The 22533-nt window shown below is 63.7% G+C and carries 23 protein-coding genes and 1 tRNA gene; 11 read left to right on the top strand and 13 right to left on the bottom strand.

Annotated elements, in window-relative coordinates; genetic code table 11:
• Positions 1-132: 132 nt before the first annotated feature.
• Positions 133-639, bottom strand: a complete 507-nt coding sequence (locus tag NKJ73_RS01795; RefSeq protein ID WP_352568135.1) for a substrate-binding domain-containing protein — start codon at positions 637-639, stop codon at positions 133-135.
• 158 nt (positions 640-797) lie between these two features.
• Between NKJ73_RS01795 and NKJ73_RS01790 the strand changes: the two genes are divergently transcribed.
• On the top strand, positions 798-1241 hold the full coding sequence (locus NKJ73_RS01790) for a DUF6640 family protein (protein WP_352568134.1): 444 nt from the start codon (positions 798-800) through the stop codon (positions 1239-1241).
• Between the two features lie 98 nt (positions 1242-1339).
• On the opposite strand, the gene NKJ73_RS01785 is transcribed toward NKJ73_RS01790, so the two are convergent.
• The 6 genes from NKJ73_RS01785 to NKJ73_RS01760 all read right to left on the bottom strand — a co-directional run bounded on the left by NKJ73_RS01785 (position 1340) and on the right by NKJ73_RS01760 (position 7513).
• A complete protein-coding gene (locus NKJ73_RS01785; RefSeq protein WP_352568133.1) occupies positions 1340-2278 on the bottom strand; it encodes a heme-dependent oxidative N-demethylase family protein in 939 nt (312 codons plus the stop codon).
• On the bottom strand, positions 2275-2562 hold the full coding sequence (locus NKJ73_RS01780) for a YciI family protein (RefSeq protein ID WP_352454072.1): 288 nt from the start codon (positions 2560-2562) through the stop codon (positions 2275-2277). The genes NKJ73_RS01785 and NKJ73_RS01780 overlap by 4 nt, the downstream gene beginning before the upstream one ends.
• Before the next feature lie 17 nt (positions 2563-2579).
• Entirely contained in the window at positions 2580-3242 is a 663-nt protein-coding gene (locus NKJ73_RS01775) for an aminotransferase class IV family protein (RefSeq protein WP_352568132.1), read from the bottom strand.
• Positions 3191-4342 (bottom strand): aminodeoxychorismate synthase component I, encoded by a 1152-nt coding sequence (locus tag NKJ73_RS01770; RefSeq protein WP_352454074.1) that lies wholly within the window; start codon positions 4340-4342, stop codon positions 3191-3193. Before NKJ73_RS01770 ends, NKJ73_RS01775 begins: the two co-directional genes overlap by 52 nt.
• Before the next feature lie 155 nt (positions 4343-4497).
• Positions 4498-5286 (bottom strand): helix-hairpin-helix domain-containing protein, encoded by a 789-nt coding sequence (locus NKJ73_RS01765; protein ID WP_352568130.1) that lies wholly within the window; start codon positions 5284-5286, stop codon positions 4498-4500.
• A gap of 391 nt (positions 5287-5677) precedes the next feature.
• Positions 5678-7513 carry a M3 family oligoendopeptidase gene (locus NKJ73_RS01760; RefSeq protein ID WP_352454076.1) on the bottom strand — a complete coding sequence of 612 codons (1836 nt, stop codon included), beginning with the start codon at positions 7511-7513 and terminating at the stop codon, positions 5678-5680.
• Positions 7514-7665: 152 nt separating this feature from the next.
• Here NKJ73_RS01760 and NKJ73_RS01755 point away from each other — a divergent pair, with 152 nt between their 5' ends.
• From NKJ73_RS01755 to NKJ73_RS01745, 3 genes are all read left to right on the top strand, one after another.
• On the top strand, positions 7666-9243 hold the full coding sequence (locus NKJ73_RS01755; protein ID WP_352568129.1) for a sigma-54-dependent transcriptional regulator: 1578 nt from the start codon (positions 7666-7668) through the stop codon (positions 9241-9243).
• Between the two features lie 359 nt (positions 9244-9602).
• Positions 9603-11456: a peptidoglycan L,D-endopeptidase MepK gene (mepK, locus tag NKJ73_RS01750; RefSeq protein WP_352568127.1), complete on the top strand. Its 1854-nt coding sequence runs from the start codon at positions 9603-9605 to the stop codon at positions 11454-11456.
• Positions 11457-11540: 84 nt separating this feature from the next.
• Positions 11541-11614 (top strand) — tRNA-Gln (locus NKJ73_RS01745).
• 51 nt (positions 11615-11665) lie between these two features.
• Here the strand turns inward: NKJ73_RS01745 and NKJ73_RS01740 are convergent.
• Entirely contained in the window at positions 11666-12304 is a 639-nt protein-coding gene (locus NKJ73_RS01740; protein ID WP_352568126.1) for a 2-dehydro-3-deoxy-phosphogluconate aldolase, read from the bottom strand.
• Positions 12305-12473: 169 nt separating this feature from the next.
• Between NKJ73_RS01740 and trhO the strand changes: the two genes are divergently transcribed.
• Entirely contained in the window at positions 12474-13394 is a 921-nt protein-coding gene (gene trhO / locus NKJ73_RS01735; protein WP_502894478.1) for an oxygen-dependent tRNA uridine(34) hydroxylase TrhO, read from the top strand.
• 22 nt (positions 13395-13416) lie between these two features.
• On the opposite strand, the gene NKJ73_RS01730 is transcribed toward trhO, so the two are convergent.
• Positions 13417-13776: a YybH family protein gene (locus NKJ73_RS01730; protein WP_352568124.1), complete on the bottom strand. Its 360-nt coding sequence runs from the start codon at positions 13774-13776 to the stop codon at positions 13417-13419.
• Positions 13777-14031: 255 nt separating this feature from the next.
• Between NKJ73_RS01730 and NKJ73_RS01725 the strand changes: the two genes are divergently transcribed.
• Positions 14032-14778: a tellurite resistance TerB family protein gene (locus NKJ73_RS01725; protein WP_352568123.1), complete on the top strand. Its 747-nt coding sequence runs from the start codon at positions 14032-14034 to the stop codon at positions 14776-14778.
• A gap of 221 nt (positions 14779-14999) precedes the next feature.
• Positions 15000-15755 (top strand): SDR family oxidoreductase, encoded by a 756-nt coding sequence (locus NKJ73_RS01720; RefSeq protein WP_352568122.1) that lies wholly within the window; start codon positions 15000-15002, stop codon positions 15753-15755.
• Positions 15756-15777: 22 nt separating this feature from the next.
• On the opposite strand, the gene NKJ73_RS01715 is transcribed toward NKJ73_RS01720, so the two are convergent.
• Both NKJ73_RS01715 and NKJ73_RS01710 read right to left on the bottom strand, forming a co-directional pair.
• Positions 15778-16158, bottom strand: coding sequence for a YciI family protein (locus NKJ73_RS01715; RefSeq protein WP_352568121.1), 381 nt, complete (start codon positions 16156-16158; stop codon positions 15778-15780).
• 22 nt (positions 16159-16180) lie between these two features.
• Positions 16181-17365, bottom strand: a complete 1185-nt coding sequence (locus tag NKJ73_RS01710; RefSeq protein ID WP_352568120.1) for a pyridoxal phosphate-dependent aminotransferase — start codon at positions 17363-17365, stop codon at positions 16181-16183.
• An 83-nt stretch (positions 17366-17448) separates the two neighbouring features.
• On the opposite strand from NKJ73_RS01710, the gene NKJ73_RS01705 reads away from it, so the two are divergent.
• The 4 genes from NKJ73_RS01705 to denD all read left to right on the top strand — a co-directional run bounded on the left by NKJ73_RS01705 (position 17449) and on the right by denD (position 20475).
• Positions 17449-18135 carry a GNAT family N-acetyltransferase gene (locus NKJ73_RS01705; RefSeq protein WP_352568119.1) on the top strand — a complete coding sequence of 229 codons (687 nt, stop codon included), beginning with the start codon at positions 17449-17451 and terminating at the stop codon, positions 18133-18135.
• A 114-nt stretch (positions 18136-18249) separates the two neighbouring features.
• A complete protein-coding gene (locus NKJ73_RS01700; RefSeq protein WP_352568118.1) occupies positions 18250-19233 on the top strand; it encodes a cation diffusion facilitator family transporter in 984 nt (327 codons plus the stop codon).
• A gap of 62 nt (positions 19234-19295) precedes the next feature.
• Positions 19296-19502 carry a hypothetical protein gene (locus NKJ73_RS01695; protein ID WP_352448198.1) on the top strand — a complete coding sequence of 69 codons (207 nt, stop codon included), beginning with the start codon at positions 19296-19298 and terminating at the stop codon, positions 19500-19502.
• A gap of 1 nt (position 19503) precedes the next feature.
• A complete protein-coding gene (denD, locus tag NKJ73_RS01690) occupies positions 19504-20475 on the top strand; it encodes a D-erythronate dehydrogenase (RefSeq protein WP_352568116.1) in 972 nt (323 codons plus the stop codon).
• A 174-nt stretch (positions 20476-20649) separates the two neighbouring features.
• Here denD and NKJ73_RS01685 read toward each other — a convergent pair whose 3' ends face one another.
• Both NKJ73_RS01685 and NKJ73_RS01680 read right to left on the bottom strand, forming a co-directional pair.
• Entirely contained in the window at positions 20650-21807 is a 1158-nt protein-coding gene (locus NKJ73_RS01685) for a nickel/cobalt transporter (protein ID WP_352568314.1), read from the bottom strand.
• The gene (locus NKJ73_RS01680; protein WP_352568115.1) at positions 21804-22472 is read right to left on the bottom strand and encodes a DUF1007 family protein; all 669 of its coding nucleotides are present in this window, start codon (positions 22470-22472) and stop codon (positions 21804-21806) included. Before NKJ73_RS01680 ends, NKJ73_RS01685 begins: the two co-directional genes overlap by 4 nt.
• Positions 22473-22533 lie beyond the last annotated feature (61 nt).

The following is a 22533-nucleotide window of genomic DNA, read 5'->3' as shown; positions in this document are numbered from 1 at the left end:
CGTGACCGGCCTGCCAAGATGCTGGATCATTGTTCCCCCAAGCCACAAGTTACAGTTGTCTTCCGCCGACAGTCACGGTCGGCTGTCAGGCCCTTATAGTCAAGTTGTGCCCCGTTCAGTGCCAGACGCTGCTCAGCGAAAAGACGCTGCCAGCGCCGCCCCAGATGCGGATGGCGCATCCGCGCGTTTCAGCGGATTTTTGCCCTCGGCGCGGCTGTGGAGGCTCGAACCACCAGTTCTACCGGCAGAACGACCTGGCGGGGGGGCTTCATTGTCAATAACCATTCGGGCGGCAAGCCTGCCTTTTCCGATCACGTCTTGCGCCACAGTGGTCATCGGAGGCGTGGTGCGTGCGGATTCAGCAGTCCCATCGAAGCCAACGACCGATACGTGGCCCGGCACGCCGATGCCGCGGCGAACCGCCTCGTCCAGTATTGTGATCGCCTGCCAATCCGACATGGTCAGGATCGCGGTTGCTTCAGGCGCCCTGTCGAACACCACTGCTCCGGCAGATGGCTCGCCTGGGATCGTCTCGAGGATCGGGACATCGTCGATCGACAAATTCGCCTCCGCCAAACCCTGTTTGAAACCGTCGAGCCTTTCATCGTCGAGCGGGAAGCCGGCCAGAAGCGGGCGCATTGCCTGTCCGGGCACGTGGACAATCGGTGGGCCGGGAGTCCGTCGCACCGAAAGGATGGCAGGGGATCGTCCATAATTATGCGCGGCTGGCCGATGGGCAGCTCTTCTGTGCCCAGGGTGCCATTCAAGTCGTTCCGGCGTGAGGGGAGGAAAATGCGATGGAACTCGCTTATGACAGTCATCTGCTTGCTCGAATTCTGCTAAGCGTCGCGACTGTGGGTTACGGTGTAGCGACGATCAAAGCCGACTTGAACGCCACACATGCAACCAATCCGTTGTGGACCCCACACGCCCGGTTTCATGTCGTCTGGCAGGTGCTGAGCTACACCGGAGTGGCGCTGATTGCGCTCGGACTTATCTGGATCAAGGGACAACTCGAAGCCGAGCGGCTCTATCTCGCCGGGGGATTGGCCGCGGCTATGTATGGAGCATTCTTCGCGGCCATGCTCTCGCGGCCGATCTATGGCGGCGTGCTGTATGACGAGAACGGCTATCTGCCGTTCCGGCCGCCGTTTGGACCGGCGGGCTGGCGGTGGGACGTCAACGTCACCGTCTTTACCGCGATGTCCGCGATCCTGCTGCTGGGCCTGGCTGCGATTTAGGGCAATTCCAGGAAAGGTGTGAAACGGTTTTCCGTCCGGGATTGCGCAGAAACAAAGAGATAGAGCGGTTCGGCGTTTCCGTGAGACGATGAACTGCTCTAGGACAGCGCCAGCGCCCTGAGCCACGCGACCAGCCGGTCACGGTCGGCGGTCATCCCCTTGTAGTCGAGTTGTGCCTCGTCCAGCGCCAGAAGTTGTTCGGCCAAGGACGCCGCGAGCGCCGCGCGGTCGGGGTGGCGTTCCAGCACGGCGAGCGGGTCGAGATGGATGCGGATGGTGAAGAGTACGTCGCCCGAAACGGGGAGCTTTCTCAGCGTCTGCCGCTCGACCCGGATAAAGACATGGGCGTCGATGTCGCCGTCCGGGAATCTCGACGGGCGACTGCTGGCGCGGTCGATACGTTCGAGGTTGGAGAGCGGATGGTAGAGCGCGTCGCCCGCCTGGATCGACCAGTTGTAGCGCTCGACGGCTTGGCCCTGGAGGCCGTCGAACATGCGGTTGATGAGATCGGCCGGGCGTGTGCCCGGGCCGAAACCCGGTACCGGCGCGTGGATCTGCTGCAGCGGCTTGCCGAATTTTTCGATCAGCGACCATGACGAGGGGAAGCAGAGCGAGCCGGCCGCCAGACGCCAGCCGCTGTCGTCGCGGCGCATCAGGATCAAATCCTCCTGCACAAGCAGCGAGGCCGCGACAAGCGGCGCATCGCTGAAAGAAGCTGCGGTGCCCGAGCCTTCGAGATCGTCGGTGCCGCCGATCGCCTCGATCGCATTGTCGGTACGCCTGTGGGTCTCAGGAAAGTTCGCCGCCAGATGCGCACCGAGCAGATCGAGCACTTCGCGCTGGGCGTCGCGCGTTGCTTGCTCCTCGACAAAAACCTTGTCGGGAATTTCCGCGTAAAGCCGGCGTTTCTCGGCAAGATAGGGCAGCAGATATTCGTCGACCTCGATCCAGCTATCGAGATTGAGCGGCTTCAGCCCGATGGTGAACAGTTTCGACGAGCCGTCATAGGGTGTGTGGGTCGGTGTGCGGAAACTCATGCTTCTTTGTAGGCTTCCAGTGCGGCGGCGGCCATTCTCGCCGTGAATTCGGTGATTTCGTAATCGGCGGCACCTGCCTTGGCGAAGGGATCGTCCGCCAGTCTGGCATCGAGTTCCTCGCGTGGACCGCGCGCGATGATGATGCCGCCGGTCCTTGGCCGCTTTGGCCCGGAGGCGACAAAGATACCTTGCGCATAGCAGGCCTTCAGCCACTCGACATGCGCTTGCTGCAGGCAGTCGATCTCGGTCAGCGGCACCTTGTAGTTCAGCGAAACCACGAACATTGTTGTCTCCAGATGCTTCAGCCCAGCCGCGCCGGGATCAATCCGCGCAGCGAGTTGCCGACGAACAGCGCCTTGGCCGATTGCAGTTCGTTCCACGTGTAGACCGCTTCACCGGCGCGGCCTTGATCCAGCAGTTCGCCGCGCAGGACGCCAGGCAGCAGGCCGCAATCGAGCCGCGGCGTGGCCAGCACGCCGTCGCCGAAATCGGCAAAGACGTTGGTGATCGTGCCCTCGCAGATTTCGCCGCGCTCATTGGCGAGCAGCACCTCGTTGGCGCGGCTGGCGAGATATTCGGCGCGGGCGCGCGTATAGGTTTGTCGGCCGCTGGTCTTGTGGCGCAGCAGCATGTCGCTCGAATCAAGCCGCACGCGCGCCAGCTGCAGGGTCCAGACCTTGTCTGCGGCGAGCGGCTCGTAGGGCTGCACCGACACCGCCACTTCGCCCTTGCGCGACAGGACGAGGCGAGTGCGCAATGCGATGTGCTGGCGGCCGACCGCATTCATCAGCGCTTCGCCGACCCTTTGCGGGTCGCAGGCGAAGCCGAGTTCGCTTGCCGAACCGTAAAGCCGCGCGAGATGGCGGTCGAAACGGACGAAACCCGAGCCGGGTTCCCAGCGCATTGTTTCGATCAGTTCGAAATCGGCAGTGTTCCCGTCGCGAAACGGGCTTTCAGCAGACACTCCTGGTACTCCTCTTCGGCTGTCGAATCGAAGACGACGCCACCGCCGACATTGTAGACCGCCTCGCCATTGGCAAAGAGCGAGATGGTGCGTATCGCCACCGAAAAGCGCATCCGGCCGCCGGGCGCGATCCAGCCTATGGCGCCGCAATAGACGTCACGCGGGCCACCTTCCAGCTCGCGCAGGATCTCCATGGCGCGGATCTTCGGCGCGCCGGTAATCGAACCGCAGGGGAACAGCGCGGCGAAAATCTGGCGGATGGCGAGGCCGGGCAAAAGTTTTGCCCGCACGCGGCTCACCATCTGGTGGACCGTCGGATAGCTCTCGATGCGAAAAAGCTCCGGCACATCGAGCGTGCCAACCTCGCTGATCAGTGAGATGTCGTTGCGCAGGAGATCGACGATCATCCGGTTCTCGGCCTGGTTCTTCTCGTCGTTGCGCAAGAACGCTTTCAGGCGATCGTCCTCGGCCTTGGTGGCGCCGCGCGGCGCGGTGCCTTTCATTGGATGCGTCTCGATCATGCCTTCCGCGTCCACCTCGAAGAACAGTTCGGGCGAACGCGACAAGACGATCGGATCGCCGAGCGCGACCAGCGCCCCATACTTCACCGGCTGGCGTTCGGTCAGCGCGTTGAAGGCGGCCAGCGGATCGCCCGACCATTGCGCGCGGACCGGAAAGGTCAGATTGCCCTGGTAGCAGTCGCCCTTGCGAATATGGTCATGCAGCCTGGCAAAGCGTTTGGCGTAGTCGTCCGAAGACCAGGCTGCCTTGGCGTCGAAGATTGGGCCGTTGCTAGCCGGCAGATCGCCTGGCGCGATCGTCTCCTCGACTGGCGCGTCGAACACGCCGAGGCAGAAAAGCGGGGCGCGGCGGCCGGCCGGCAGCAGCGGAACGAGCTTGGGTTCGAGCAGGTAACCGGCCTCGTAGGAGAAATAACCGGCCAGCCATTTGCCGCCGTCATGTGCTACCTGCGCGGCTTCCAGGGCAGGCAAAAAGTCCGCCTCGCCATGCGCTGCGATTATCTCGGCCGGCCGGTCGAAAACGAGCTGCCGCGCGGTCTCGTCGTTCCTGAAAATTGCAAAGGGCAGGGGCAGGGACATAAGGCTCGGATGCTGCGGTCACCAGCGATCGATCTATATGGGGGCTCGACCGTGTGCAATCGAGGGAGCGGCGTCTCAAGACGCAAAGGCGCGGCGGCAAAAACAAATGCGGCGCCAGAGGGCGCCGCCTTGTTCCAGATGCCGCCTGCGATGGATCAGGTGTTGCTGGCTTCTCCCGCGGTCGGGAAGCGGCGCGCAAATTCCTTTTCGTCGCCGGCGGCAAGCAGTTTCGCCTGCTCGATCCAGCGTTCACGTTCGATACGGCCGTCGAAATTCAACGTCGCCTCGATCCGCTTGACATCGTCGGGCGTCCAGGCGGCGATCTGGGCATAGGTCGTGACCCCAAGCCCTTTGAGCAGCCGCTCGTTGGTGGGGCCGATGCCGATCAGGCGACGCAGATCGTTGGCTTTGCCTGCCGCGGTGGCTGTTGCCTTGCCGGTCGCGGCTTTCTTTGCCGCCGGCGCAGCCTTGCTTGCCGCTGGCGCGGTCGTCGGCGCGGCGCTCGCTTTCGATGCAGGCGGTTTCGGCGTTGCCGTTTTCGCGGCACTTGCGCGTGGCGCGGTCGCGGCCTTCGCCGTTGCAGCTTTCTTCGGCGCCGGTTTAGCCGGTGCGGATGTCGACATCAGCGTTGACGGCGCCTGCATCGCGGCTTTGGTCGCGCCGGTCTTGGCGGCTGGCGCCTTGGCTGTTGCCGCCTTCGCGGTTGGCGCCTGGGTGGTTTTCGCCTCGCCCAGCCGGCGTTCGAGATCGGCGCGGGCGCGGCCGCATGCATCCAACTCACCGGTCAGACGGTCGCTATCGGCCCGCAATCTGTCGCGTTCGCTGCGCGTGCGGTCTAGATCGCCGCGCAAACTGTCGAGTTCGCCACGCAGGCGTCCCCAAATGAACCAGCCAACCAACACACCTACCAGGAACGCCAGGAGCATGTAGAAAAAAGTGCCCATTGTCTTTCTCTCTCCAGTCCGATCCGTCCGCCCTGGCCTGTGGAGCCATGACCTCGGCGAAGGACCATTCGATGGTGGTTCCGCAATTTGCAGAACAGCCGGCTTCGATCGAGCTGTCGGCGACCGGTTTGCCCCTGGCCAACAACCGTTGTCGCATCCGCCGACACGCCATGACCGGTCGGGATTTTCCGACCGGATCCATTCGTGCCCGGCTGAGCTTGAGGGCGGACGCTATCATACAGCTTACGGGAATCTAACGGAAAACTTCCATGGAAAGTTATTTAAGAACAAATATCCAAGACAAGAATAGAACCATCGCCAATATGCATTGCAGCTAAACTGTTCTGGAAAACCCGGTCATCCGGTGTTGCGCATCACCCAGTGTTGCGCATCAATTGTCCAGTGCTTCCAGCTCGTCGATCAGTCCGCTGATCACGCCAAGCCCGATCTGCCAGAAGGCAGGGTCGGCCGCGTCGAGGCCGAACGGTGCCAGAAGCTCGGAATGATGCTTGGTGCCGCCAGCGCGCAGCATGGCAAAATATTTCTCCTGAAAGCCGCGCTCGGCGTTCTGGTAGACCGCGTAGAGCGAGTTCACCAGGCAATCGCCGAATGCATAGGCATAGACGTAGAAAGGCGAGTGGATGAAATGCGGGATATAGGTCCAGAAAATCTCGTACCCTTCGCGCAGCTTGATCGCCGGCCCGAGGCTTTCCGCCTGCACTTCCAACCAGAACTGGCCGAGCTTGTCGGAGGTCAGTTCGCCGCTCCTGCGCTCGGCATGCACTTTGCGCTCGAACTCGTAGAAGGCGATCTGGCGCACGACCGTGTTGATCATGTCCTCGACCTTCTGGGCGAGCATGGCCTTGCGTTCGCGCTTGTCGGTGGTCTGCTCGAGCAGCGAGCGGAAGGTCAGCATTTCGCCGAACACCGATGCGGTTTCGGCCAGCGTCAGCGGCGTCGATGCCATCAGGGCGCCCTGGCCGCCGGCCAGCACCTGGTGCACGCCGTGGCCGAGCTCGTGCGCCAGCGTCATCACGTCGCGCGGCTTGCCCATGTAGTTGAGCAGCACATAGGGATGCGCCGAAGGCACGGTCGGATGCGCGAAGGCGCCAGGCGACTTGCCGGGTCTCACCGGTGCATCGATCCAGTTGCGGTCGAAGAAAGTTCTGGCGATCTCCGCCATGTCGGGCGAAAAGCGCTGGTAGGCGGAAAGCACGGTGTTCTTGGCCTCGTCCCAGCCGATGACTGCCTGCGGGGTCTCGGGCAATGGCGCATTGCGGTCCCAGTGGTTCATCACCTCCATGCCGAGCCAGCGCGCCTTCATCGCGTAATAGCGATGCGACAGGCGTGGATAGGCGTCGCGAACCGCGGCGGCGAGTGCATCCACCACGCTGCGTTCGACGCGGTTGGCGAGGTGGCGGGAATCGGCAATGTCCTCGAAGCCGCGCCAGCGGTCAGAAATCTCCTTGTCCTTGGCCAGCGTGTTGGTGACCAGCGTAAAGACGCGCAAATTCTTGCGGAAGGTCGTGGCCAGCGCCTCGGACGCCCGGCGGCGCACCTCGCTGTCTGCGTCCTGCAGGCGATTGAGTGCCGGCTCCAGCGTCAGCTCCTCGCCGTCGACGTCGAAGCGCAAATCGGTCATCGTCTCGTCGAACAGGCGGTTCCAGGCCCCGCGCCCGGTGATCGATTTTTCATGGAAGAGCTGCTCGATGCGGTCTTCGAGCTGATAGGGCTTGTCCTTGCGCAGATCGAGCACCCAGGGCCGGTAATGGGCGAAGGCCGGATCGGCCGCGAGTGCGTTTTCGATCGCGCCATCGTCGATGAGGTTCAGCTCGAGCGCGAAAAACAGCAGGTGCGCGCTGGCATCGGTCATCTTTTCCTGGATGTCGCCATAGAGCTTGGCGCGCTGCGGATCCGACGTGTTGCCGGCATAGACAAGCCCGGCATAGGAGACGATGCGGCCGATCAGCTCCTCCAGCGCTTCATAGGCCTGAAGCGTCTCGCCAAGCCTGCCGGCGCTGCCACGCCCGGCCTCGGCGGCGAGCGTGCCTTTCCAACGGCTCTCGAAGGCGATGGCATCGACGGCGGCCTTGGCGATGTCGCGCTTCAACTCGGGCGCTTCCATGCCCGAATAGAGATCGGCCAGATTCCATTCCGGCAGGTCGCCAAGCTCCGCCACGCCCTGACCGGGCGCCGCCGCCAGCTTTCGAGCAAAAACCATGCGCATTGCCGATCCTTCCAGACACAAAAATTCGAGGAAACGAGAAGCCGGTCAAATCCTAAGGAATTCATTCACCGGGTTTTTTGAAAGCTTATTTAGAACCCTGTGCCAAGATGATCCATAGGGCGCATTCTCGGGCGGGCACGGTCGGATCAGTCATGGCAGCTTCCATACTCATAGTCGATGACGATCCCGTGCAGCGCAGGCTTCTCGAGGCGGCGGTGACGAAATTCGGCCACACCGCGATCGTCGCCGATGGCGGCGAGGCGGGTCTCGAGTTTGTCGACGGACCCAATGCGCGCGACGTGTCGGTGGTCATCCTCGACCTTATGATGCCCGGGCTCGACGGCATCGGCGTGCTGAAGGCGATGCGCGAGCGTGGCATCCACATTCCCGTCATCGTGCAGACCGCGCAGGGCGGCATCGAAACCGTCGTTTCGGCAATGCGTCACGGCGCCTTCGACTTCGTCGTCAAGCCGGCCTCCCCCGATAGGCTGCAGGCGTCGATCGGCAACGCCCTCAAGGTCGAAGCGCTCGAAGGCGAAGTGAAGCGCTCGTCACGGCAGCGCGGCGGCCATCTGACGTTCAAGGACATGATCACCCACAGTCCGGCGATGGATCGGGTGATCCGGCTCGGCCGCAAGGCGGCGGCGTCCAACATTCCGATCCTGATCGAAGGTGAATCCGGCGTCGGCAAGGAACTGGTGGCGCGCGCCATCCAGGGCAGCGGCGACCGCCGCTCGAAACCCTTCGTCACCGTCAATTGCGGCGCCATCCCCGACAATCTGGTCGAATCGATCCTGTTCGGGCACGAGAAGGGCTCGTTCACCGGCGCCACCGAAAAACATACCGGCAAGTTCGTCGAAGCGCACACCGGCACGCTGTTCCTTGACGAAATCGGCGACCTGCCGCTCGACGTGCAGGTCAAGCTGTTGCGCGCCGTACAGGACGGCGAGGTCGATCCGGTTGGCGGGCGCTCGACCGTCAGGGTCGACATCAGGCTGATCTCGGCAACCCATCGCAACCTGCTGCAGCAGGTCAAGGACGGCAAGTTCCGCGAGGACCTGTTCTATCGGCTGAACGTCTATCCGATCTTCGTGCCGCCATTGCGCGACCGTCGCGACGACATCCCGTATCTGGTTGAGCACTTCATGGAGAAGGTGGCGCCCGCCGATCCGCGCCACCGCCTGCGAGGCATCTCGGCTGCGGCGCTTGCCATGCTGCAGGCCTATGACTGGCCGGGCAACATAAGGCAGCTCGAAAACGCCGTCTTCCGGGCTTCGGTGCTCGCCGACGGCGACATGCTGACCGAAGAAGAATTCCCGCAGATCCGGGCGCAAGTCGAGGGCACGGTCAATCTCGATTCGGGTATCGCCTTGCCAGCTCCAGGGTGGCCAGCTTCAGGGGGGCCAACTCCAGGGTGGCCAGCTTCCGGAGTGGCTTCGGGCAGCCAGCCGCGCGACAACATATCGGCCGCTGGCGGCATCGCAGCCGCCGACGCCGATGCACCAGCCAAGCCTCGTTTCGGCACGCTGCGGGCGCTCGACGAGCGCGGCAATGTGCGTGCGCTGGCCGACGTCGAACTCGAAATGATCAAGCTCGCCATCGATCACTATAACGGCCAGATGAGCGAAGTCGCCCGCCGCCTCGGCATCGGCCGGTCGACGCTCTACCGCAAGCTCAAGGAATACGGCATCGACCCGGAAACCGGCCGCGTCGAACGGCTCGCTTCCTGAGTCACAGGGCCAAGCCGGTTCTCATCCGGACATCATTCCACGCAACTGCGCCTCGAAACGAGGTGTTCGCCACAGTGTTCACGTATTAAGGCGGACGGTAACAGATCGTGTTTCGAGCTGGCGCCAAAACATGATCTAAACCAGCGGTTTACCAAGATATCCTGCGCAATATTTTTGGCGGGATATCGCCACCGTGTTACCGCATTTCGGCTTCAATAAGCGATGATTAACCATTAGGATCGATATTCGGATGCACACACCACGCATCCGTTTGGTCAAATCCGGGGACAAAACGGCAGCCTGCAAGGCCTTTTGATTTGAACAGAATCGAACGACACAAAAACGGGCGGCATTATCACATGAGCGTCTGGCCGAGATGGCTGGCAGCGGTGATTGTTGCCGTCGGGTTCCTTGCAGCAGCGGCAACCGGCGCCAGCGCCGAGACACGTTCGCTGAAGCTCTATCATCTCCACACGCATGAAAAGGCGGAGATCGTCTACAAGCGCAACGGGCGCTACGACCAGGCGGGCTTGCGAAAGATCAACATCATCCTGCGCGACTGGCGTCGCAACGAGCCGACCAAGATGGATCCGCGCCTGCTGGACCTGGTCTGGGAGGCCTATCGGGAGAGCGGCGCGACCGACTACATCCAGGTCGTCTGCGGCTATCGTTCGCCGGCCACGAATTCGATGCTGCGCAGCCGCAGCAGGGGCGTCGCCGAAAAAAGCCAGCACATGCTCGGCAGGGCGATGGATTTCTATATTCCCGGCGTGCCGCTGAAGAAGCTGCGCGACGTCGGCCTCAGGATGCAGGGCGGCGGCGTCGGCTACTATCCCAGTTCCGGCTCGCCGTTCGTGCATATGGATGTCGGCAATGTACGCCACTGGCCCGGCATCAGCCGCCAGGAACTGGCGCGCGTGTTCCCCAACGGCAAGACGCTGCATGTGCCGAGCGACGGCAAGCCGCTGCCTGGCTATCAACAGGCGCTCGCCTCCTACAAAGCCCGCAAGGGCGCCGGCGCACCGGCCATCGAACTCGCCAGCGCAAGCGGCGGTGCCAAAAAATCCCGTGGGTTCCTGGCAGCCCTCTTCGGCGGTGGCGACGACGAGGCGGACGACAGCGCCGATGTGGCGATGGCCGAGCCGGCGCCAAAGCCCCGTAACGTGAAGCCGGCGCCGTCCGCCAAGAGCAGCAACCTGCCTGGCATTGCCATCGTGGCGCCTCAGGATGCCAAGCGCGCTCAGATTCCGGAAGTCGCCGATGCTCCGGCGCCTGCGCCTGAACCGGAGAACGACACGCCGGAGACGATCATCGCGGCATTGCCTGCCCGCAGCATTCCGCTGCCGGATTTTGCTCCGCGTCCGAAGACCGACGTCGGCGCCCAGCCGCCTGAAAACGTTCCGTTCGGCGTGGCGGATGCGGCTGGATCGACTGAACAGGCGGTGGCGACCGCGCAAGCGCCGGCAAGCGTGGCGCCGGCAAATGTTCCGTTCGGCATAGCAGACCCGTCTGCTGCGGCCGGCCCGGTGCAGGTCGCGGCAAACAACATTCCCGTGCCGAGCTGGCGGCCCAATCATTCGCTGCCGGCCGATCTTTCGTCGGTGGGTCTTGCGCCGCAGGACAAGCAAGTGTTGCTGGCGCTGGCGAGTGCGGCCGAGCGGAGCAACACCGCCACCGACGCATTCTCGGTATTGCCGTCGGCGCGGCCCGACAGTTCCCAGCCCGACGAGGTCAAGGCCGTTCTGGAACGGGTCAGCGCGACCGACGAATACAAGGTCGCGTCGCTTTCCGAGCAAGCATCGGTGTTCGAGGAACCGGCGAGCGACGACGGGGCATCGAGCGACGGGGCATCGCCGCGCGAGGCCATCGTTGCCCGCCCGGCAGGCTCCGATCCGGCCGCCGTCATCGGTGCAGGCGTGAAGACCACACGCAAGGAACCCAGGGCCACCGCCCGCGACCTGAAGCCCGGCCCCAAGCCGGTGGTGGTCGCCGCCGCGCCGCAGTCCGCCCGGTGGGCGCTGCACAGCGGTGAGTATGTCGCAACTGTTTCAGATGCGACAACGGCGCCGCGCTACGCCTACGACTTCGTCCGTACGGCACCGAGCGAGGTCTATACGATAGGCTTCCAGCCGGGCAACGAGATGGCCGACGCAAACCGGTTCACCGGCAAAGCCGTCAAGTTCATGTCGGTGGCCCGCTTCAAGACCGAGTAGGCCGCGCTGGGCACCTCGCGCGGCTACCTCCACCGCCGGCACTGGCTTCCTTCATCCAGGGATGCTAACCAGCGGTCGGCATTCTCCCGCTTCGTCTAATGGTAGGACAGCGCCCTTTGAAGGCGTGAATCGTGGTTCGAGCCCATGAGCGGGAACCAGCCGGCGAACCAGATCGGCCAGATCGGCCGCGGCTTTTGATGCAGAAGATGCTAGCGCCCGAGCTTGCTTGCCGCGCGTGCCAAGGCTTCGATCTCGTCCCATTTGCCGGCCTTGACCAGATCGTCCGGCGCCACCCAGGAACCGCCGACGCAGATGACGTTGGGCAGGCTGAGGTAGTCGGCGGCGTTCTTGCCGGTGATACCGCCGGTCGGGCAGAATTTCACGTCGGCAAGCGGCGAGGCGAAAGCCTTGAGCGAGGCAGTGCCGCCCGACTGTTCGGCCGGGAAGAATTTCAGAAAGCGCAGGCCGGCTTCGCGGGCGGCCATGACCTCTCCCGGCGTGATGGCACCGGGCAGCAACGGCACGTCGCTGTCCTTGGCTGCCGCGAGAAGCTCGCGGGTGATGCCGGGGCTGACGATGAACTTCGAACCGGCGGCCGCCGCCTCGCCGAACTGGCGGGCGTCCAGGATGGTGCCGGCGCCGACGACGGCGTCTTCGACCTCGCCCGCCACCCGGCGGATCGCCTCCAGCGCGTCGGCGGTGCGCAGCGTGATCTCTATCACCGGCAGGCCACCGCTGGCCAGCGCCCGGGCCAGCGGCACCGCGTCGGCGGGATTGGCGATCTTCAGCACCGGTATGACCGGCTGGCCGTTGAGGAGCGACAGGAGCTTTTCGGTCGTGCTGGGCATTCGTCGTCTCTCCTCTGTTGATCAAGTCGACCGGTTAGCAGAAGGCGGTTTTTCTGTCCACGAAACGCGGCGTGTCGCGATGTCACGCGTGGTGTTCGAAACCTTCCGCGATCAGACCGCTCCCGGCTCTGCCTTGATCAGGCTGTCGTGAGCGTCTAGTGGCTTGGTGATGACACTTCCCAGCCAAGCCTTCCGCGTTGCCGCGCTTTACCGCTTCGCCCGGCTCGACACCTTCGAGGCGCTGCGCGCGCCGCTCGCCGCCTTCTGCTGCGCGCGCGGCGTCAAAGGCACGCTGCTGTTGGCGCGTGAGGGCATCAACGGCACGGTCGCCGGCAGTGAACCGGCAATCGCGGCGCTCATCGATCATCTCGAATCCATCGACGGTCTCGCCGGTCTCGAGATCAAATACAGCAGCGCCGCAACGATGCCGTTCCACCGCATGAAGGTGCGGTTGAAGCGCGAGATCGTCACCATGGGCGTGGACAATATCGATCCGGCGGCAGGTGCAGGCACCTATGTTGCGCCGGCCGACTGGAATGCACTGATCTCGGATACGGGCACCATCGTCATCGACACGCGCAACGCCTACGAGGTGTCGCTCGGAACGTTCAAAGGTGCTGTCGATCCCGCCACCACCAGCTTCCGCGAATTCCCGGCCTGGGTCGAGCAGCATCGGCACGAGCTCGAGGGGCGCAAGGTCGCCATGTTCTGCACCGGCGGCATACGCTGCGAGAAGGCGACCGCCTATGTGAAGTCGCTCGGCTTCGAGGATGTGTTCCACCTCAAGGGCGGCATTCTGAAATATCTCGAGGACGTGCCCGGCGAACAGAGCCTGTGGCAAGGCGAATGCTTCGTCTTCGACGAGCGCGTTTCGGTATCGCACGGGCTGCTCGAAGGCGAGGCCGAACTCTGCCGCGCCTGCCGGCATCCGCTGGCTGCAGAAGACCGGCTGTCGCCGAAATATGCTGCCGGCATCTCATGCCCGCATTGCTTCGATGCCCGCTCGAACGAAGATCGCGCCCGCTACGCCGAGCGCCAGCACCAGGTCGAGCTGGCGCAAGCGCGCGGCGATCGCCATATCGGAAGTTAGCTTCACGTTAAGCAACTTCACGTCAAGCAACAGAGAAGCGATCGATGACCCACAGCCATGTCCCGTCGTTCTGCCGGCGCGCGACCTCGGTGGTGATGGTGCCATCGGGAAGCCGGGTCGAGGTGAGCGCCAGGTCGCCATTGACGACAGCCGGGCGCTGATCTCCGGACTGAAATTTTCGGCCGGTTGCGGTGATCTCCGCGAACAGCCCCCGGATGGCTTCGCGGCCGAACGTCAGTTGTCCGCTACCGCTGTCGATGACGGCATGCTGCTCGAAAAGCGCTGCCATGCCGTCAATGTCTCCGACCCATTGCCGTGAAATCAGCAGGCGCTCCAGCTCCTGGGGATCGCGTGCCGGCTGGCGGGCTGTCTCATTGGTCATGCCAGGCTCCTCCCAAGCGACGTGCCGCGACATTACTCGAAGTCGAAGCTGGTTTCGACACGCGTTTTTTGGCGCGGAAGGAGGCTGCAGCACTTTAATTTCCGCGTGAAATCCCAGCAGACCTCCATTCGAGGTCATGCGTGGCAGCGGGCAAAACGATGCACCGCGTCATTGTAATGTCAAACTGCGGGACCTAGGTCTTCGACGTGCAAACCTGCCCGCGCACCTTCGGCCGGGCCAATTCTGGAGGCATAGATGTTCGATCCCAAGAAGCTCCTCGACGATCTGCTCGGCTCGCAAATTCCCGGCACCGGATCGACCGTCCGCGACAAGGCCGGGCAGGCGGTGCAGATGGCCAAGGACAATCCGCTTGCCGCCGGTGCGCTGGCCGCGGTGCTGCTCGGAACCGGCCCAGGCCGCCAGGTCACCGGTGCGGCGGTGAAGCTTGGTGGGTTGGCTGCGATCGGCGGCCTCGCCTACAAGGCCTACCAGAACTACAAGAACGGCAACGTGCCGGCCGAGACGCAAGCTGCAGGCGAACCGGAATTGCTGCCGCCGCCGGCCGATACCGCCTTCCATCCGTCGCAAGCGCCGCAGGGCGAAGACGAATTCACGCTGACGCTGGTCAGGGCGATGATCTCGGCGGCGAAGGCCGACGGTCACGTCGATGACGAAGAGCGGCAGAAGATCGCCGGCAAGCTCAGCCTAGCGGGCGTCGGCGCCGAAGCGGAGAAATTCCTGATGTCGGAACTGGAGGCGCCGCTCGATCTGGATGTGCTGATCGCCGGGGCCAAGACCGATGCGCAAAAGCTGGAACTCTACACCGCCTCGCGTCTTGCCATCGATCCGGACACGCGGGCCGAACGCGGCTATCTCGACCTGCTTGCCGGCCGTCTCGGCTTGCCGGATGCGCTGGTCGACCATGTCGAGGCGACGGTGACGGCGGCGAAGGTGCCGGCAGCGGGCAGCACGGCCAAACCGGTCGCAGGCTCGCGCTGGTAGCTCGAAGAGGAAGCCTCGGAGCTCGGCGCCGTTGGCGTTAGCTTCTCGTTAATCCGGTGAGCGCATGATTTCAGGCAGTCGGATCGGCTTTCCTCCTCCCATGCCCGGTTCGGATCAGGGGCGGTCGCCAACGGCCGCCCTTTTTGTGAGCACAGGCTTTGGGCCGGCTTGCCATGGTTCCCGTCATTTGCGATGGCTCATCCCTTTCAGGGAGTACAGCCATGACCGACTATAAAACCGCCATCGTCACCGGCGCCGGCACGGGCATCGGCAAAAGCGTCGCCACGGCGCTGCTCAAGGCCGGCTGGAATACGGTCTTCTGCGGCCGGCGCAAGCCGGTGCTGGAGGATGCGATCGCCGCGGCCGGGCCGACGCAGGCCAAGGCATTGGCCTTCGCCTGCGACATCAGCAAGGCCGATCAGGTCGACGATCTGTTCGAGACGGTGGCTGCGGCTTTCGGGCGCGTCGACCTGCTCTTCAACAATGCCGGCACGAGCTACAAATCGACGTTGATCGACGACATCCCGGTCGACGTGTGGAACGACATCGTCGGGGTCAATCTCACCGGCTCGTTCCTGTGTGCTCGCGCCGCGTTCGGCGCCATGCGCAGGCAGCAGCCGATGGGCGGCCGCATCATCAACAACGGCTCGGTATCGGCCTATGCGCCACGGCCGGGCTCGGTGCCCTATACGGCGACCAAGCACGCCATCACCGGGCTGACCAAGACGCTGGCGCTGGACGGCAGGCCCTACGACATTGCTTGCGGCCAGATCGACATCGGCAACGCGCTGACCGACATGGCGCAAGCGATGACGGTCGGCGTGCCGCAAGCCAACGGCACCATTGCCGCCGAAGCGGTGATGGATGTCGAGCGCGTCGCCGATGCCGTCCTCCATGTGGCCAGCCTGCCGCTCGACGCGAACGTCCTGTTCATGACCGTGATGGCGACGAAGATGCCATTTGTCGGGCGAGGCTAAATTAGTCTCAACCCGGTCTAAATCAGGGCCGGGTGACCGGAAGCGGCACGCCGGGTAAATATAGCGAAATCGGGCGGATTTCGTAGACGGCGGTCGGATTGACGCGGCGAAGGTCGCGCGCAATGTCGATGGCGGCGTCACGGTTGGCGCAGTCGACGACATAGAGCCCCAGCAATTGTTCCTTGGTCTCGGCGAAGGGGCCGTCGATAACCATTCCGGTGCCTGGCCCGCGCAAGGTGCAGGCGTCTTGTGTCGCGCCGAGCCGGGCCGCCGGCCCAAGGGTGCCTTGCTGGTAGAGCCGATCGTTGATCTGGAGAAGATCGGTCATCAGCGCCGCATCCTGCTCAGGCGTCAGTGCCGTAATCGCTTCTTCCTCGTGATAGGCAAGAATGGCATAGAACATCTGGCTTCTCCTTTCGCCGTCCTCACTTCGCCAGGAACGCCTCGATCCGCTCCAGCGCGCGCAGGATGTTCTCCTCGGAATTGGCGTAGGACAGCCTGACATAGCCTTCGCCGAGAATGCCGAAATCGGGGCCGCCGATCAGCGCCACGCCGGCATCCTCGAGCAGCGCCGAGGCGAGCTTCTTGGCCTTCCAGCCGGTCTTGGAAACATTGGGGAAGGCATAGAAGGCGCCTTTCGGCGTAATGCAGGAAACGCCGGGCAAGGCATTCAACCCCTCGACCACGACCTTCCTGCGGCGGTCGAAGGCGCGCATCATCTTGTCGACATCGTCCTGCGGGCCGTCGATGGCGGCAATGCCGGCATACTGGCTCGGCGCGTTGACGCAGGACCAGCAATTGACCGCCAGCTTGCGCACCTTGTCGTAGAGATGCGCGCCCTTGTCGCCATTCGGCCAGATCGACCAGCCCATGCGCCAGCCGGTCATCGCCCAGGTCTTCGACCAGCCGTTGAGCACGATCAGCCGGTCGCGGATTTCGGGGAAGGCGAGCAGCGAGCAGTGCGTCTCGCCGTCATAGGTCATCACGTCGTAGATCTCGTCGGAGAGGATGGCGACGTCCGGGTGCGCTTCCAGCCCCTTGACCAGCTTCTCAATCTCGGCGCGCGGCGTGACGCCGCCGGTCGGATTGGCCGGCGAGTTGAGAATCAGCAGCCTGGTCTTCGGCGTGATCAGCGCCAAGGTCTCCGCAGCCGAAAAGGCAAAGCCGTTCTCCTCGCGCATCGGCACCGGGATGGGGGCAGCACCGGTGAACTCGATCATCGAGCGGTAGATCGGAAAGCCGGGATCGGGATAGAGAATTTCGGCGCCCGGCTCGCCGAACATCAGGATGGCCGCGAACATGGTCGGCTTGCCGCCGGGCAGGATCATCACCGCTTCGGGCGAGACTTCGACGCCGGTAGTGGCCAGCGTGCGGCGGACCACCGCTTCGCGCGTCGCCAGCAGGCCGTTGGCCGGCGTATAGCCGTGATGGCCGTCGCGCAGCGCCTTGATCGCGGCCTCGACGATGTGCTGCGGCGTCTTGAAGTCGGGCTGGCCGATGCCGAGATTGACAATGTCGCGGCCCTGGTGGGCAAGTGCCGTGGCACGCGCCAGCACTGCGAACGCATTTTCCTCGCCGAGGCGGTCGAAGGCCGAAATCGTGTGGAGCATTTTTCCTGTCCGTGTGGTTCTTTCAGCGAGCGTGCGTTTTTGTGAGCGTCCGCCCGCAAAAGTCAAACGGATTGGAGTTTTCGGTGTCGGAAAATCTCAAGAATTGGCAACCGCGCCCGCGGCCCGAACGCAAGGTGCTGGAGGGGCGAACTGTCAGGCTGGAGCCGCTCAACGCCGAAAAGCACGGCGACGGCCTGTTTGAGGCCTCGTCGGTGGCCGATGTCGACGGCCGCTTTGCCTGGCTGCCAGACTACCCGCCGGAGAGCCGCGCCGCCTTCCAGCCATGGCTGGACAAGGCGGAAGCCAGCGAAGACCCGCTGTTCTTCACGGTCATCGACAAGGCCAGCGGCAAGGTCGCCGGGCGCCAGACGCTGATGCGCATCGACGCCACCTACGGCGTCATTGAGATCGGCAACATCTATTGGGGCCCGCTGATCTCGCGTAAGCCGGCCGCGACGGAAGCGCAGTTCCTGTTCATGAAGTATGTCTTCGACGAGCTTGGCTATCGCCGCTACGAATGGAAATGCAACAATCGCAACGAGCCGTCGAAGCGCGCGGCGGAACGTTTCGGCTTCAAGTTCGAGGGCATTTTCCGTCAGCATCTTGTGGTCAAGGGCGAAAACCGCGATACCGCGTGGTATTCGATCATCGACAGGGAATGGCCTGATCTGCGCAGAGCCTATGAGGCGTGGCTCGATCCGGCTAATTTCGACAGCGATGGCCAGCAGAAGCGGCGGCTCGAGGATTTCCGCGCCGAGTTCGGCGCCTGACCATGCTCCCGAAAAGTGGTATCCGGTTTTTCGGGTAAGATCATGGTCAAATAGAAAGATAGAGCCTCCATCCCGAGTCTGCCGGGATGGATCAGGCTCTAGCAGGGGCTATAGATGGCGCATACCCACGACCACGCTTCGCAGGTCCACGACCACAGCCATCGCGCAGGTCATGTGCACGGCTCGACCGACAAGAAGCGCGTGCTGATCGCTGCCTGCCTGACCGCCGGCTTCATGGTCGTCGAAGCGCTTGGCGGTCTCTTGACGGGATCGCTGGCGCTGCTGGCGGATGCCGGCCACATGCTTGCCGATTGCGTCGCGCTCGGCCTTGCCTGGTATGCCTTTCACCTTGCGAGCCGGCCGGCGACCGTGCGCCTCACCTACGGCTTCGGCCGGGTCAAGACGCTGGTCGCCTACACCAACGGCATCGCCATCTTCGCCATCGCGCTGTGGATCGTCTACGAGGCTTGGGGCCGCTTGCAAGCGCCGGCTCCGGTGCTCGGCGGGCCGATGCTGGTCGTCGCGATCGCCGGCCTGCTGGTCAATCTCGGCTCGTTCTACGTGCTGCATGGCGGCGACCGCGGCAGCCTGAACATGCGCGGCGCCATCCTGCACGTGCTCGGCGACCTGCTAGGCTCGGCCGCGGCGATCGTGGCGGCGCTGGTGATCCTGGCGACGGGCTGGACGCCCATCGATCCGATCCTGTCGGTGCTTGTCGCGCTGCTGATCCTGTCCACGGCCTGGTCGCTGATGCGCGAGGCCGCCCACGTCCTGCTCGAAGGCGTGCCGGCAAGCCTCGACCGCGACCTGATCGCCAGGGACATCGAAGGCTCGATCAAGGGCGTGCGCGAGGTGCATCACATGCATGTCTGGTCGATCGACGGTTCCAGCAACATGGCGACGTTGCATGCCTGCCTCAATGACGGCGTCGACGCGCATATGGCGGTCAGCGCGATCAAGAAGCGGCTTGCGGCGGAACATGGCATAGCCCATGCCACGGTCGAACCGGAATTCGGCCGATGTGCCGACAGCCATGAGCATGATGACGAGCACGATCATGCGCATGATACGGCACCGCACCGCGGCCATTATCACTGACTTCGGGAGTTCTGGGCATTGGCAACGATTGACATGAACTCTCGCCACCCTGGCGCCGCGTGATGGACCGCGACACCCGCAATGCGGCGATCGGCGCCGCCTGGGTTTTGCTGCTGTTCGGCATCGCAGCCTATTATCTTCCAACAGTGATGCTGGCGGTCGGCAAGGTCTCGACGGTGCTTGCCGGCGTCGTCGCGGCGATCTTCATGGTGGCAATCTTCGTCGTGTTCTGGCTGCGTAGCCGCAGCCAGCGCAAAAAGGGAAAGTGACATGCGCATTCTGATTACCGGCGCGGCAGGCATGGTCGGCCACAAGCTCATCGCCAGGTTGGCCAAGGACGGGACGCTCGGCGGCCGCAAGATCGCCGCGCTCGACCTTCACGACATCGTGCCGCCGCAGGCGCCGGTCCTCGACAGCGTCGGCATTAGCGTCCACACCGGCGACCTTGCAGCGCCGGGCGCGACGGCAAATCTGGTCGCGCCGCGCCCCGACGTGATCTTCCATCTCGCCGGCGTGGTGTCGGGCGAGGCGGAGGCCAATTTCGATCTCGGCTATCGCGTCAATCTCGACGGCACAAGGGCGCTGTTCGATGCCATCCGCTTGGCGGCCTATACGCCGCGCGTCGTCTTCACCTCGTCGATCGCCGTGTTCGGCGCACCGTTTCCCGACATCATTCCGGACGAGTTCCACCCGACGCCGCTGACCTCCTACGGCACGCAGAAGCTGATCGGCGAGGCGCTGCTTGCCGACTATACGCGCCGCGGTTTCTTCGACGGCATCGGCATTAGGCTGCCGACCATCTGCGTCAGGCCGGGAAAGCCGAACAAGGCGGCCTCAGGGTTCTTCTCCGGTATCATCCGCGAGCCGCTGAGCGGCCATGAAGCGATCCTGCCGGTGCCGCGCTCGGTCGTCCACACACACGCCAGCCCGCGTTCGGCGGTGAATTTCCTGATCCATGCGGCTCAGATCGACGGCAGTGCCGTCGGCCCGCGCCGCAACCTGACGATGCCGGGCGTCGCCGTCACCGTCGGCGAACAGATCGAAGCGCTGGAACGTGTCGCCGGCGCCAAGGCGGTGAAACTGATCCGCGAGGAGCCCGACGAGACGATCTGGGCGATCGTCAAGGGCTGGCCGACGCGCTTCGAGGCGCGGCGCTCGAGGGAGCTTGGCTTTGCGGCGGAGACGAGTTTTGATGAGATTATACGCGTCCATATTGAGGATGAGCTGGGCGGCAGGATTTAACGTGGCGCCGTCTTCCTTCTCCCCTTGTGGGAGAAGGTGGATTGGCGCGCAGCGCCAAGACGGTTGAGGGGTGCTGGACAGAGCGCTGTTGGCGCCAAGCTGGAACACCCCTCGTCCGTCGCCTTCGGCGACACCTTCTCCCACAAGGGGAGAAGGGAGAGTCGCGCCTGGACGTCACCCGCCGGTCGTCAGGCTGGCCGAGAGCAGCAGCAGGCCGAACAGGAAGACGAAGGCGGCGCCGCCGATCTCGACGAAGGAATGGATGCGGTTGCCCATGCGGCCGTCGCCGGCGAAATACACCGCCCAGTTCTTCGCGGTCACCGCAAGCGTCGCCAGGGCCGAGACGGTGATTGCGGTGCCGAGCGCCATGGCCAGCACCGAAAGGATGCCGCCGAACCACAGCCCGTTCAGCAAGGCGAAGCTCAGCACGATCAGCGCGCCGGAACAGGGGCGGATACCGACGGCAGCCACCGCCGACCAGGCCGTGCGCCAATCGAAGCGATCACCGGAAAGCAGCGCCGGGTCGGGGGCATGCGAGTGTCCGCAGGTCTCGCAGACCTCGCCCGCCGCATGGCTGTGGTGATCGTGCGCAGCATGGGCGTGGTCGTGTGCGCCGTGGTCATGATGGTCATGCGCATGGTCGTGATCGTCATGTGCATGAAGCGCGTGGGAATGTGCCGCATGGGCATGCGCGGAATGCGCATGGCCGGCATGTGAATGGCCGGCATGGGCGGCCGAGAGGCTGTAGCCGGGATTTGCGCCGAACAGGCGAAGGATGGCCGGGCCGGCCTTGCGCCAAAGCAGCCAGGCGCCGAACAGAGTGACGAAGACATAGCTCATGATTTCGAGGAACCATGCGGCGTCTGTCATCGAGACAGCAGTGCCGCGCAGCAAGAAATAGGCGACCAGCATCACCACGATCGCGGTCAGCGCCTGCAGCAGGGCCGAGACGAAGGACAGCATGATGCCGCGCCGGAGCGCCACTTCATTGGCCACCATGTAGGAAGAGATCACCGCCTTGCCGTGACCGGGGCCGGCGGCGTGGAAAATGCCATAGGCAAAGGACAGGCCGATGAGCAGCCACAACTTGCTACCGTCCTGGCGCATCGCCTTCATCGCGCCGGCAAGCGCATGATAGAATTCCTGCTGGCGCAGATTGATCCACATCAGGATGTGGGCGAACGGGCCGGTGGCGGTTGGAGCCATGCCGTCATTGGTGCCGATGCCGAGTGAACTCTGGGCGTGGGCGGAGCCGAGAAAGTGCGTCATCACAAAGGCGACGGCCAGAAGACCGAATGCCAAACGCAGGGACGGTTTGGTCACTGGATCTATCCTTCCGGCTGACAGGTCAGTTCAAGCTTGGTGGCAAAGATCTTGCTCATGTCGGTGCCTGTCGGATCGTTGAAGAAGGCCTCGGTCAGGGTCTTCTGGTTCTGGGCGATCGCCTCGTCCGGGTTCGGGCGGACAACCTTGCTGGTGCAGGTCGGCGGCAACCCATCGACCTGCAGATTGGCATCCTCGGTGAAATCGATCGCGGTGTAGAAGGTCGGGTCGTAGACGCCGATATCTATCTTACCGCTGAGCTTGATCGGCGTCTTCGGTTCGGATTCGAACAGGATGATGAGCTGGTCATTGTCGAAATTGGCCATCAAATGCGGCGGTGGGTTCATCGCCACGTCCTTGCCGTCGACGGTGACGAGCTGGAAGTAGTTGAACTCGGCAAGCGAGGCATGGACGGTGTCGGCAACATCCTTCAACTCCTTGTCATCGAGTTTCAGGTCGGAATTCTTGTCGAACTCCATCATCACCGTGCTCGAAAACAGATCGTCGAAGCGCCAGAGATGGCGCAATGACTTCACGGTTTGGTGATCCGGGCCGAGGACCACTTCGAGGCGGGCTTCGGCGAAGACGTGGGGATGCACCTCAGCCGGCCCGACGGCGGCAAACGTCGCGGTCAAGGCCGAGGCCAGCATGATGGCTTGCTGTTTCAGGTGCATTCTCGGTCGCGATTCAATCGGCTTCGGTGAATTGCCGACAGTTACCAGAAAGGGGGCGAAA

Origin of the sequence: Mesorhizobium sp. M0074, from assembly GCF_040322975.1 — a bacterium.
In the GTDB taxonomy this organism is placed as follows: Bacteria; Pseudomonadota; Alphaproteobacteria; order Rhizobiales; family Rhizobiaceae; genus Mesorhizobium.
The sequence above is the reverse complement of the archived record's forward strand: the minus strand, read 5'-3'. Positions and strand labels throughout refer to the sequence as shown.